Origin of the sequence: Microbispora sp. CL1-1 (genome assembly GCF_012034195.1) — a bacterium.
In the GTDB taxonomy this organism is placed as follows: domain Bacteria; phylum Actinomycetota; class Actinomycetes; order Streptosporangiales; family Streptosporangiaceae; genus Microbispora.
Genome location: NZ_JAATEK010000003.1, coordinates 217,881 through 230,362, shown reverse-complemented (window position 1 = coordinate 230,362; position 12,482 = coordinate 217,881). Strand labels below are relative to the sequence as shown.

Below are 12,482 nucleotides of genomic sequence, written 5' to 3'. Positions count from 1 at the left end.
CCGGTGTCCGCCCCCGGTGTCCGCCCTCGGTGTTCGCCTCCGGTGTTCGCCTCCGGTGTCCGCCCTCAGTGCTCGGCTTCCGGGTTCGTGCCGGCGCGGTTCGCCCCTGGTGTTCGACTTCGACACCGGCCGAGAGTCCGCCGGCGCGTCCCTCGTCTCACCCGGGCGCTTGCCCCTGGATTCACATAACGCTGCACGGTAGTCTTTTAGTTAGTTCCTTAGCCAAACAAATGTCGGAGGAGTCGAGTGCCACCAGGTTACCCGGGAGGCGCTGGGGCCGGTGGCCGGTGCCAAGCCGGGCGCGGGGCTGCCCGCGCGTCCGTGCGTGCCGCGATTCCAGCCGCCGCTGTCGTGTCAAATTGCTCGCAATTGCGGCATGATGAGCCCGAGCGGGAACGGGGCGGACATTGATCACATCGCACAACGGGCCACAGCCGGCCGACTTCACCGACGTGCGGGCGACCAACCTTGCCGTCGTGCTGCGGTTCGTCCGGGAGAACGCCCCCTGTTCGCGTGCCGACATCGCCGCCTCGACAGGCCTCAACAAGGCCACCGTGTCGAGCCTGGTCGCCGATCTCATCGACCGGCGCCTGCTCCGCGAGACCGGCCTGACCGAGCACCGCGTGGGCCGGCCCGCCACCATGCTCGTCCTGGACGGCTCGCCGTACGCCGCGATCGGCATCGAGGTCAACGTCGACTACATCTCGGCGGTCGCGGTGGACCTCAAGGGCGAGGAGCTCCTGAACTGGCGGCGGTCCTTCCCCGGCGGCACCTCCAGTGCGGGGCAGGCGGTCGTCGCCATGGCGGCGCTCGCCCGGCGGGTCGTCAGCCGCATGACCAAGGAGGCCCGGCAGGTGCTCGGCCTGACCGTGGCCGTGCCCGGCCTGGTCGACGTCAACGGGAACGTGCGGGTCGCCCCCAACCTGGGCTGGCGCGACGCCGACCTGGCGGGCGACCTCACCAAGGCGCTGCGCGACCCCGGCTTCCCCGTGCTCGTGGACAACGACGCCAACCTCGCCGCCCTGGCGGAGCACCGGTTCGGCCCCCACCGCAACGCCGCCAACCTCGTCTACGTGACCGGCGAGGTCGGCGTGGGCGCCGGCATCATCATGGACGGCCGGCTCAGGCGGGGCGGGCAGGGCTACAGCGGCGAGATCGGCCACATCGAGCTCGACCCCGCCGGGCCCACCTGCCGCTGCGGCCGGCGCGGCTGCCTGGAGGCCGTCGCCGGGATCGGCGCGATCCTCGCGCACACCGCGCCCGACGCCTCGCCGTCCGAGCTCGAACTCGAGATCGACGAGGTCGTACGCCGCGCACGCAACGGCGAACAGGACATCCTCGCGCTGCTGGAGAACGTGGGGCGCCACCTCGGCAGGGGAATGGCCGCCGTGGCCAACATGCTCAACCCCGAGGTCGTGATCCTCGGGGGCTACTACGTGCCGCTGGCGCCCTGGCTCGTCGCGTGCGCGGAGGAGGAGATGTACGGCAGGGTGCTCGCCCCCGGCGGGGGAGGCTGCCGCCTTGAGGTGTCCACGCTCGGGTACGGCGCCGCCGCGCTCGGGGCCGCCGCGCGGGTGCTCGACTCGGTCGACTCCGGCCGCCTGCCCGCCCAACGCTGACCCTCACCCCGCCGCCCGCCCGCGCGGGCGGCGCGCCGGGCCGGACCCATGCGCCCGGTGCATTGGTCCTGGCGGCAGGTGTACCGGAATCGAGCGACTGCGAACCCGGCCGGGACGCGAGGCGTCGAACATGCACTGCCGACGAATTGGACCATGATGAACACACGCCCGCTGTCCGCCGCCGCGCTCTGCGCCACGCTCACGGCCGCGCTGGCCACCCCGGCGTTCGCCGCCCCCGCACTGGCCGCTCCCACATCGACTGCCCCGGCCGCTGCTCCGGCCGCTGCTCCGGCCGCCGCGCCCAAGCCCCTCACCGGGGTCGCCGTCTACCTGTCGTACGACACCGGTTTCCCGGTCAGCCGTTACGAGCCCCGCAAGGGCTTCACGAAGCTGGGCGCCATGCCGATGACGGGTCAGTTCTCCGCGTCCCCGGACGGCAGGAAGCTCGCCTGGATAACCGACGCCGGGTACGTGCGGGTCGGCGACGGCCGCAGGGTCACGACCGCGGCCAAGGGCGCCGCGGCCGGGTTCCCGTGTGCCACCCCGGTCTGGTCGCCCGACTCCAGGCGGGTCGCGTACGTGGGGAAGGGCAACTCGGACGCGCGGCCGATCTCGGTCGTCGGTGCCGACGGCAGGGGCCGCAGGAGGGCGGGCACGACCCTCGGGCTGTGCCACCTGGCCTGGTCGGCGAACGGCCGCTACCTCGCGGGGTACGCCGGGACGACCGAGGGCGTCTACCGCCTCGACGTGAAGACCGGCAAGGCGACCAAGGTCAAGGGCGTCGCTCTCGCGAACCACGTGCAGAGCCTGTCTCCCGACGGCTCGAAGGTCGTCGTGGCGCCGTTGTCGAGGAACGCGGCAGGAGGGGACGGTTCCTGGCCGGGGAGCTTCCGTCCGGCCGTGGTCGACGTGGCCACCGGAAAGAAGGTCGCCATCCCGGTGAAGGGCTCGCTCATCGGCGCCTACTACCTGCGGGACGGCCGCCTCGTCGTGCGGGTCGCCGGGCGCACCGCCAACACTCTCGTCGTACTCGACAGGAACGGCAGGCAGGTGCAGCGCCTGACCGAGCCGGCCGCGGCCAGGCGGCAGGCACTGCTGCAGATCGTCGGCTGACGCCCGAGCGTCGGCGGAAAGGGCGGGCGCGGGCCTGCCGGGACTCCGGCCCCGCGCCCGCCTTCGTGTCAGGGCTCGCATACGGCCCGCGCCCGCCGCATGCCCCCGCCGCCCGCCTTCGCGTCAGAACCGCGCATGGCCCCCCCGCCCGTCCTCGCCCGCGGCCTGTGCCTGGCTTCGCTCGCAGTTCGCTGTTCGCCTTGGTGCGCGGCCCGGACCCGCCTTCACCTACAGCTCGGACAGCTCGCCGTTCGCTTTGGCCCGCGGCCCGCACCCAGCCTCCGCCTACAGCCCGCCGCCCGGCTCGGCATGCGGCCCACGCCACGGCTCCGCGTACGGCCGGAGGGGGCAGCGGTGTGACATCGACGTGAAACCGGTGCGAACAAGGGTCTTGACCTGAGCCGAGGATGAGGGCACTCTTCCGGATAAGCCCGGATTTACACGCCGGAAACTTGCGGTAACCCTTTCGAAGCGCTTCGACGACGGCGCTTCCCCAACCGAACATGCGGATCCTCGCGACGCCCCTCACGGGCGCGTTTTTCGGCAGGTCATCGAAGCGCTTCGACGCGAAGGGTGAGTCTCCAGATGAACGAACCGGCGAGACACGACCAGGACCCGGCATTCCGGAACCCCGCGCTGTCTCCCGCCGAACGGGTGGACGACCTGCTCGGCCGGCTCACGCTCGACGAGAAGATCGGCCTGTTGCACCAATACCAGGCGCCGGTCGAACGGCTCGGCCTGCGAAGCTTCCGCACCGGCACCGAGGCCCTGCACGGCCTGGCCTGGCACGGCCCGGCGACGGTGTTCCCCCAGGCCGTCGGCCTGGCCAGCACCTGGAACCCGGACCTGGTCCGCCAGGTGGGGGAGGCGACCGGCGACGAGGTCATGGCCTTCCACCACAAGGATCCGCAGAGCGTGGGCCGCAACGTCTGGGCTCCGGTGGTCAACCCGCTGCGCGACCCGCGCTGGGGCCGCAACGAGGAGGGCTACTCCGAGGACCCCTGGCTGACCGGGGTGATGGGCACCGCCTACGCGCGCGGCCTGCGCGGGGGCCAGTCCGTGCTGAAGACCGCGCCCACGCTGAAGCACTTCCTCGGCTACAACAACGAGACCGACCGGTGCGTGACCTCCAGCGTCCTGCCGCCGCGGGTGCTGCACGAATACGAGTTCAAGGCGTTCCGCCCGGCGCTGGAGGCGGGGGCCGCGGTGGCCGTCATGCCGTCGTACAACCTGGTGAACGGCCGGCCTGCCCACCTGTCGCCGCTGATCGCCGACCATCTGCGGACGTGGGCGCCCGACGACATCCTCGTGGTCAGCGACGCGTACGCGCCGGGCAACCTCGCCGGGCTGCAGGGTTACCACAAGGATCTGACGGAGGCGTACGCGCACGCGATCAAGGCCGGGCTGGACAGCTTCACCCAGGACGACGCGGACAGCACCGCCACCCTGGGCCACGTCAGGACCGCGCTCGACCGCGGCCTGCTGACCGAGGCCGACATCGACTCCGCCGCCCGGCACGCGCTGTCGATCCGGGTGCGCCTGGGCGAGTTCGACCCCGACACGCCGTACGACGACATCACCCACGACGTCGTCAACAGCCCCGAGCACCGGCGGCTCGCGCGGGAGGCCGCCCGCCAGTCGATCACCCTGCTGAAGAACGACGGACTGCTCCCGCTGACGGCCCCGCGTACGGTCGCGGTGATCGGCCCGCTGGCCGACGCGCTGTTCGAAGACTGGTACAGCGGCACGCTGCCCTACCAGGTCACGGCCCTGGCGGGGCTCGCCGAGCGGTGCGAGACCGTCTACTGCGAGGGCGTCGACCGGGTGGCGCTGCGCACCGAGGGCGGGTACGTCGGCGCGTCCGCCGACCCTGCCGGCGGGCCGTTGTACGTCGGGAGCGAGCGCTCCTGCTTCGACGTGTTCGACTGGGGCGGCGGCGCGTACGCGTTCCGGTCGTGCGCCAACGGCCGGCACGTGCAGGCCGGTGAGGGCGGTGTGCTCACCAACGACCAGCCGGGACCGAACGGCTGGGAGGTGCGCCAGACCTTCCGGATCGAGGAGCGGCCGAGGGGCGTGGTGCTGCGCAACATCTCCTCGGGCGACTACGTCACCGTGACCGGCGGCGTCGTGCGCACGACCGACGATCCCGACGCCGCGTCCGTGCTGGCCCTGGAGCCCGTCGAGAGCGGCGCGGCCCGCGCGGCGGAGGCGGCGGCCCGCGCCGACGTCGCGATCGTCGTGCTCGGCGACCACCCGCTGGTGAACGGCCGCGAGACCGAGGACCGCGCGACGCTGGCGCTGCCCGAGCGGCAGGAGGCCCTGCTGAAGGCCGTCCACGCGGCCAACCCGGCGACCGTGCTGGTGGTCTCCAGCGGTTACCCCTTCGCCGTGACCTGGGCGCAGGAGCACCTGCCCGCGATCGTCTGGTCGGCCCACGGCGGCCAGGAGTACGGCCACGCGCTCGCCGATGTGCTGCTCGGCGACGAGGACCCGGGCGGCCGCCTCACCCAGACGTGGTATCGCTCGGCCGCCGAGCTGCCCGACCTGCTCGACTACGACATCATCGCCTCCGACGCCACCTACCTCTACTACCGCGGCCGGCCGCTCTACCCGTTCGGGCACGGCCTGAGCTACACCCGTTTCGCCTACTCCGACCTGGAGCTGTCGTCGGCCGACCTCGCCGAGGGCGACACGCTGACCGTCCGGGTGACCGTGACGAACGCGGGCGGACGCGCGGGGGAGGAGGTCGTGCAGTTCTACACCCACCAGCGGCGCTCCCGGGTGAAGCAGCCCCTGCGCCAGCTCCGCGGCTTCGTCAAGGTGCGGCTCGCGCCGGGCGAGAGCCGTACGGTGTCGGTGGACGTGCCGGTCGGCGACCTCGCCTTCTGGGACGTGACGCGCGGCAGGTTCGTGGTCGAGGAGGCCGCGCACACGGTGCAGGTGGGCGCCTCGTCGGGGGACATCCGGCTGTGCGCGCCGTTCCGGGTGCGCGGCGAGCGCATCCCGCCGCGCGACCTGACCTCGGGGCCACTGGACGCGGCCGATCACGACGAGTACGACGGTGTGGTGCTGTGCGACGCCGCTCTCGACTCCGGCGACGCGGTCCGCTCCACGGGACCGGGGGCGTGGATCGTCTTCAAGGACTGCGACTTCGGTGGGGACTTCGGCGGGGGCTTCGGCGGGGGCTTCGGTGATCAGGGCCCCTCCGCCTGCCTGCTCGCGGTGTCGAGCGACGAGGGCGGCGTGGTCACGCTGCGGCTCGACGATCCTCTGATCGGCGAGGTCGCCGGCGCGGTCAGCGTTCCGCCCACGGCGACCAGGCATGATTTCGTGGAGGTGAGCACCCCTCTGGCGGGAGCCGCGGGAGTGCGCGATCTTTATGTGGTGTACGAGAGCGAGGGGGTCACGGTGAGCGCGTTGGGGTTCTGCCCGTGAGGACCGTGACGATCGCCGATGTCGCCAAGCACGCGGGGGTCGCCGTCAGCACGGTGTCGTACGTGCTGAGCGGCAAGCGGGCGATCTCGGCGGCCACCCGGCAACGCGTCCTGGACAGCGTGCGGGTCCTCGGTTATCACCCCAACGCCGGCGCCCGCGCGCTGGCGAGCAAGCGGGCGAAGGTCATCGCCCTGGTGCTGCCGCTGCGGGCAGGCATGAACCTGCCGGTCCTCATGCAGTTCGCGACCTCCGTCGTCACCACGGCCCGCCAGTACGACCACGACGTGCTGCTCATGACGGCGGACGAAGGGGCCGAGGGGCTGCACCGGGTGGCGGCCAGCGCGCTGGTCGACGGGCTGCTGCTGATGGATGTGGAGATCCACGACCCCCGCGTGCCGCTGCTGCGCAAGCTCGCCGAGCCGGCCGTGCTGATCGGTTTCCCGGCCGACCCCGAAGGGCTGACCTGCGTCGACCTCGACTTCGCCCGCGCCGGGGCGCTGTGCGCCGACCATCTGGCCGACCTCGGCCATCGCGAGATCGCGCTGCTCGGCGCGCCGCGCGTGGTCTACGAGCGCGGCACGGGTTTCGCCGAGCGGACGATGGCGGGTTTCGTCGAGGCGGCCCGGCGGCACGGGATCGAGGCCGACGCGCGCCCCTGCGAGGAGTCGTTCGACGAGGTCCACGCCGCCGTCAAGCTGCTGCTCGACGAGCGGCCGGGCCTGTCCGGGCTCGTCGTGCACAACGAGGCGGCCGCCGGCCACGTGCTGGGGGCGTTGCGGATCCTCGGGAGGCGGGTGCCCGAGGACGTCTCGGTGGTGGCGATCTGCCCGGACGACATCGCCGAGCGGGCCAGCCCAGCGCTGACCTCCGTGCTCATTCCCGCCGAGGACGTCGGCAGGCAGGCGGTCCGGCTGCTCATGGCCAAGCTGGAGGGCCAGGCCGTCCCGGAGTCGACACTCCTCGAACCTCGGCTGACGATTCGCGAAAGTTCACGATGACCTCATTTCCCGACGGCTTCCTGTGGGGGGCCGCGACCGCGTCGTACCAGATCGAAGGAGCGGTCCACGCCGACGGCCGCGTGCCCTCGATCTGGGACACCTTCTCCCACACCCCCGGGATGGTCGCCGACGGCCACACCGGCGACGTGGCCTGTGACCACTACAACCGCTATCTCGAGGACGTCGAGATCATGGCGTGGCTGGGGCTGAAGGCATACCGGTTCTCGGTGGCCTGGCCGCGCCTGGCCGACCTGAGCTTCTACGACCGCCTCGTCGACGCCCTGCTCGCCAAGGGCATCACGCCGGTCGCGACGCTCTATCACTGGGACCTGCCGCAGACGCTGCAGGACACCGGCGGCTGGACCAACCGCGAGACGGCCTTCCGGTTCGCCGACTACGCCGCCGTCGTGCACCGGCTCCTCGGCGACCGCGTCGGCGTCTGGACGACGCTCAACGAGCCCTGGGTGTCGGCGTTCGTCGGGCACGGGTCCGGCCGGCACGCGCCCGGGGTGACCGACCCGGCCGCCGCGTTCACCGCCGCCCACAACCTGATGCTCGGGCACGGCCTGGCCGTGCAGGCGCTGCGGGCGGGAGGCGCGGAGACCGTCTCGCTGACGCTGAACCTGACGCCGATCCTCGGCGACCCCGAGCCGGCCCGCCTGATCGACGGGCTGGCGAACCGGCTGTTCCTCGACCCCGTGCTGCGCGGCGAGTATCCCGCCGACGTCCTCGCGCACCTGGAACGTTTCACCAAGGTCAACGTGGACGACCTTCCGACGATCGCGCAGCCGATCGACGTGCTCGGCGTCAACTACTACACGGTCAACCGGGTCGTCGCCGATCCCTCGGCCGAGGGGCATCCGGAGTATCCCGGCAGCGAGGGCATCGCCTGGGAGGACCCGCACGGCGAGGTCACCGAGATGGACTGGGAGATCAACCCCGCCGGCCTGGAGGACCTGCTCGTACGGCTGTCGCGCGACTACCCCGGCACGCCCTTGATGATCACGGAGAACGGGGCCGCCGTGCCCGACGGGGTGTCCGACCCCGCCCGGATCTCCTATCTCGACGCCCACTTCCGCGCCGCCCGGGCGGCGATGGACCGGGGCGCCGACCTGCGCGGCTACTTCGTGTGGTCGCTGATGGACAACTTCGAGTGGGCCCGGGGCTACCACAAGCGGTTCGGGCTCGTCCGTGTCGACTACGACACGCTGGAGCGCACGCCGCGCGACAGCGCCCGCTGGTATCGCGAGGTGATCGCCAGGAACGGCCTGGCGGACTGAGACCCTCCCGCCCGGGTGGCACCGGTTCCCCGCCGGATTCCCGCCGGATGCCCACCGGTTCCGCGCCGGTTTCCGCGCCGGTTTCCGCAGCCACCCGGGCGAACCCCCACGACGCGTTCGGCTAGGCCGTGGCGGCTTGCCGCTGCAGGACGTTCTCGACGCAGATCATCGCGATCAGCAGGACGACCAGCACGCCGAGGTGGGCGGCCGACGACCACAGGCCGATCGGGACGGTCGCCGCGGCCAGCAGCACCGCGGCGACCCGTACGGCGGTCCGCGTCGGCCCGAGCACCCGGCGGAACCACAGGTCGCCGAGCAGGAACAGCGCGGTTCCCCCGGCCAGTGCCACGGCGGGGCCGAGGTCCAGGTGGCCGTGACCCACGGCCTTGTGGATCCCGGCCGCGGTCGCGACGATCCCGAGCAGGATCGGGATGTGGGCGTAGAAGTACGCGCCCAGGATGAGCCGGGTCCGCTGGACGACGTCGGCCCGCATCAGCGCGTGTTCGGGCCCGCTCTCGTCGCGTGCGAAGTACACCCACCACAGCGACGCGGTGAGGGCAAGGCCCAGCAGGGCCGCGACGATCAGGGCCGCGCCCGGGTGGCCGTCGGTCGCCCCGATGCCGATCGCCACGATCGACTCGCCCAGCACGATGATGACGAGCAGGCCGTGCCGCTCGACGATGTGCGCCGGGTGCAGGGGGAAGCCCTTCTGCCCGATGAAGATCGGGCTCAGCCAGATCAGCACGAGGGCCGCCGTCCACAGCGCGTAGTTCCACGGCGAATCGACGAACGCGGCGGCGAAGACGAGCGCGGTCGCGGTCAGGTTGAACGGCACGACCCGGGCGATGGCGGCCGTCGCCTGGAGATAGAGCCCGCCGTGGACGAGCACGATGACGAGATAGCCGACGGCGAACGCCACGCCGCTGCCCGAGAAGGCGCGCGGGATGGCCAGAGCCATGATCAGGAACCCGGCCATGCCGCCCAGGATCAGCACCCGCCGGGCCGCGCGCTCCGGCGGCACGGTGTTGGTGAGCCAGGCGTAGCCGGAGTACATCCACCAGAGCAGACCGAAGATCAGGACCGCCTGCACGGTGCCCTGGCCGGTGAACCCCTCTCCGTCCTGCCGGGTGAAGTCGTCCACGAGCAGCGACGTGAGCTGCGTGATCGTGAAGACGAACACGAGGTCGAAGAAGAGCTCGATCGTGGAGACGCGCAGCTCGGCGTCCGGCGCGGTCGGCTCCACGCGCTCGGCGAACCAGCGGGGGAGAGGCATGGCCAACATTGTGCTGCTTACACCGCTTGTGTGATTACACGTTTTCACGTGCTCCAGAGGACGGCGGCAGCACCCTGCAGCCGAGTCCCGGGAACACCTTGGCGACCTTCGCGGTCAGGTAGTCGCCGTACGTGCCGGTGAAGGCCCGCAGGTCCAGGCCGTCCCATCGGGGGCGGCCCCCCTCGCGGGCGGGCAGCGAGGGCAGCGGCGGCACCTCGCAGTCCCAGCCCGGGTCGAAGAAGAACGGGAAGGAGAGCCGGCTCCGGCCGGTGGCGTTGCGCACGCGGTGCGGAGTCGAGCGATAGAGCCCGCCGGTCAGCTTGTCGAGCATGTCGCCGATGTTGCAGACCAGCGTGCCCGGGATGGGCGGCGCCTCGATCCAGCCACGTGAGGTGTGCACCTGGAGGCCGGGATTGTCGTCCTGGAGCAGCAGCGTCAGCAGGCCGTAGTCGGTGTGCTCGCCGACCCCCCACTCCTCCGGATCGGCGTACGGCGGGGACGGATAGTGGAAGATCCGGAACAGGGTCGTGGGCGTGGCCGTGTAACCGGCGGCGAAGTAGTCCTCGTCGAGCCCCAGGCTCAGCGCCACGCCCCGCATGACCGCCTGCCCCACGTGGGTGAGGGCGTCCATGTACGCGAGCACGGCCGGGCCCAGCTCGGGCACCTCCTCGGGGAAGAGGTTGGGCCCGTGCAGCGGCCGGGGATCGTCGGGTTCGAGTTCGGCGCCGAAATAGAGGCCCTCCTTGAGGTCGGGCCGGCCGGAGGTGAGCTCGCCGCCCACGGGGAAGTAACCGCGCCAGGCCCGCCCGCCCCGGTCCATCGATATGCGCGACTTGTGCTCCTCCGGCAGCCGGAAGAAACGATCCGCTGCGTCCCTGAGCTCGGAGATCAGGGCCTGGGGCACGCCGTGTCCGGTGATGTAGAAGAAACCGCTGTCCAGGCAGGCGGCCTCGATGCGGCGTGCGACCTCGGCGCGCGCGTGGCCTGCTTCGGGGCCGTTCCCTGGGCCGGTCCCGGGGCCGGTTCCGGGGCCGGTCCCTGAGCCGGTGAGGGCGGAGACGTCGATTACCGGCAGTGGTCCAGCGGCGTTCATATCCCATATCCCACCATCCGGAAGGGCCGTCCGGAAGGCTCCTTTACCTGCTTGCCGGTCGTGTTGCGCGGGGAGGCATTTCGACCTGATAGGACCATCTCGTCCAGTTTGTTCCGTTACCAAGTAATAACGCCCCGAAGAGTAGATTTCTTAGGCACGGATAGTTCGCCACGTCGTAAGTGGGCGATCAGGTGGGTTTCGGGGATCGTTGGTCGTTGAGGAATCGCATCGCGCTGTTCACCGGCACGGTGGTCGCCCTGCTGTGCATCGCGTTCTCGTTCGTCCTGGTGTGGTCCCTGCACGTGGCGGCCCGGGACAACCTAGTGCTGAGGGTGACGGCGACGGGCGGGCGGGTCGCCTATCTCGTGGACCACGGACAGGTGGAGAGCGTGCTGCCCCCCAGTGGGCGGGACGAGCCCGTCCAGGTGGTGGACCCGCAGGGCAGGGTGCGTTCTGCGACGCCGGACATGGCCGGAAAGCCGCCCATGGCGAGCTTCCATCCCTCGCCGCCGTCCCGCAAGGCCACGCGCGAGGTCTGCGGCGGCGTCTTCGGCCCGGACCGGTGCTACACCGTGGTCGCGCAGGAGGTCTACAGCAACGGCGGCGACTGGACCGTCTACAGCGCCGCGCCGAGCCAGCCGTTCAACGTGCCGCCGGGCCTGGTGGTCGGTCTGATCGTGGGATCCGCGCTCGTCACGGCCGCCGTCGCGTACGGCACCCAGCGCAGCGTGCAGCGGGCGATGTTGTCGGTGCGGGCCATCAGGGCCGAGCTCGACGAGATCAACGCCTCGGACCTCGGGCGGCGGGTGCCGGTCCCCGAGGCCAAGGGGGACATCCACGACCTCGCGCAGAGCGTCAACTACACGCTCGACCGGCTGGAGGAGACGCTGGAGCAGCAGCGGCGCTTCACCTCCGACGCGTCCCACGAGCTGCGCAGCCCGATCACCGCGATCCGCGCGCAGGTGGAGGACGCGCTGCGCGCCCCGCAGGAGTCCGACCTGCGGGAGATCGGGCCGGCCGTGCTGAAGAGCCTCGACCGGCTCCAGGCGATCGCCTCCGACCTGCTGATGCTGGCCCGTCTCGACGCGGGCGCGCCGTGCGAGCGCGAGCGGCTGGACCTCGGGCAGCTCGTGTCCGCCGAACTGGACGCCCGCCGTCCGCACAAGAGGATCGTCTCGCAGCTGGCCCCCGGCGTGATCGTCCGGGGAGACCGCATCCGGCTGGGCCGCCTGGTCACCAATCTCCTCGACAACGCCGAACGGCACGCAGCCAGCACCGTACGGGTGGAGGTGCGGCGAGAGGACCCGCATGACGGGGACCCACGGTTCCGTTCCGGCGTGGCCGTGCTCGAAGTGCTCGACGACGGCGCGGGGATCGCACAGGACCAGCGGGACCTCGTCTTCCAGCGGTTCACCCGGCTCGACTCGGCCCGCAGCAGGAACGCCGGGGGTGCCGGACTGGGCCTGCCCATCGCCCGGCAGATCGCCGAGAGCCACGGCGGCACGTTGACGATCATGGACAGCCCCCGCGGCGCGCGATTCCTCCTGTGCCTGCCGCTCTCCCAGGAGCCCTGACCGGCCCCGGCCGGGCCCCTCCGCATCTCATACACGCCGCACGGGAAGACCGGGCCCACTCACCGCACGGAAACGCCGCACCCTTCATCCACGCACG

At 71.7% G+C, this 12,482-nt stretch carries 8 protein-coding genes; 6 read left to right on the top strand and 2 right to left on the bottom strand.

Going from position 1 to position 12,482, the window contains the following annotated elements; genetic code table 11:
* Window positions 1–407 precede the first annotated feature (407 nt).
* The 5 genes from HCK04_RS05315 (at window position 408) to HCK04_RS05295 (ending at window position 8,445) form a co-directional block, all read left to right on the top strand.
* Window positions 408–1,619: an ROK family transcriptional regulator gene (locus HCK04_RS05315; protein ID WP_142645739.1), complete on the top strand. Its 1,212-nt coding sequence runs from the start codon at window positions 408–410 to the stop codon at window positions 1,617–1,619.
* A 153-nt stretch (window positions 1,620–1,772) separates the two neighbouring features.
* Complete coding sequence (locus HCK04_RS40940) at window positions 1,773–2,732, top strand: PD40 domain-containing protein (protein WP_142645738.1); 960 nt, start codon at window positions 1,773–1,775, stop codon at window positions 2,730–2,732.
* A gap of 585 nt (window positions 2,733–3,317) precedes the next feature.
* Window positions 3,318–6,167: a glycoside hydrolase family 3 protein gene (locus HCK04_RS05305; protein ID WP_142645737.1), complete on the top strand. Its 2,850-nt coding sequence runs from the start codon at window positions 3,318–3,320 to the stop codon at window positions 6,165–6,167.
* On the top strand, window positions 6,158–7,165 hold the full coding sequence (locus HCK04_RS05300; protein ID WP_142645736.1) for a LacI family DNA-binding transcriptional regulator: 1,008 nt from the start codon (window positions 6,158–6,160) through the stop codon (window positions 7,163–7,165). The genes HCK04_RS05305 and HCK04_RS05300 overlap by 10 nt, the downstream gene beginning before the upstream one ends.
* Window positions 7,162–8,445 (top strand): GH1 family beta-glucosidase, encoded by a 1,284-nt coding sequence (locus HCK04_RS05295; RefSeq protein ID WP_142645735.1) that lies wholly within the window; start codon window positions 7,162–7,164, stop codon window positions 8,443–8,445. Before HCK04_RS05300 ends, HCK04_RS05295 begins: the two co-directional genes overlap by 4 nt.
* A 121-nt stretch (window positions 8,446–8,566) precedes the next feature.
* On the opposite strand, the gene HCK04_RS05290 is transcribed toward HCK04_RS05295, so the two are convergent.
* Window positions 8,567–9,718, bottom strand: a complete 1,152-nt coding sequence (locus HCK04_RS05290; RefSeq protein WP_168065667.1) for a low temperature requirement protein A — start codon at window positions 9,716–9,718, stop codon at window positions 8,567–8,569.
* A gap of 34 nt (window positions 9,719–9,752) precedes the next feature.
* A complete protein-coding gene (locus HCK04_RS05285) occupies window positions 9,753–10,811 on the bottom strand; it encodes a 2-oxoglutarate and iron-dependent oxygenase domain-containing protein (RefSeq protein ID WP_142645733.1) in 1,059 nt (352 codons plus the stop codon).
* 215 nt (window positions 10,812–11,026) lie between these two features.
* On the opposite strand from HCK04_RS05285, the gene HCK04_RS05280 reads away from it, so the two are divergent.
* Window positions 11,027–12,385 carry an ATP-binding protein gene (locus tag HCK04_RS05280; RefSeq protein ID WP_142645732.1) on the top strand — a complete coding sequence of 453 codons (1,359 nt, stop codon included), beginning with the start codon at window positions 11,027–11,029 and terminating at the stop codon, window positions 12,383–12,385.
* Window positions 12,386–12,482 lie beyond the last annotated feature (97 nt).

What these genes read in the sequence shown, in the direction of transcription:
- HCK04_RS05290 (WP_168065667.1), bottom strand. Translation starts at nt 9,718, where the DNA reads ATGCCTCTCCCCCGCTGGTTCGCCGAGCGCGTGGAGCCGACCGCGCCG.
- HCK04_RS05305 (WP_142645737.1), top strand. Translation starts at nt 3,318, where the DNA reads ATGAACGAACCGGCGAGACACGACCAGGACCCGGCATTCCGGAACCCC.
- HCK04_RS05285 (WP_142645733.1), bottom strand. Translation starts at nt 10,811, where the DNA reads ATGAACGCCGCTGGACCACTGCCGGTAATCGACGTCTCCGCCCTCACC.
- HCK04_RS05295 (WP_142645735.1), top strand. Translation starts at nt 7,162, where the DNA reads ATGACCTCATTTCCCGACGGCTTCCTGTGGGGGGCCGCGACCGCGTCG.
- HCK04_RS40940 (WP_142645738.1), top strand. Translation starts at nt 1,773, where the DNA reads ATGATGAACACACGCCCGCTGTCCGCCGCCGCGCTCTGCGCCACGCTC.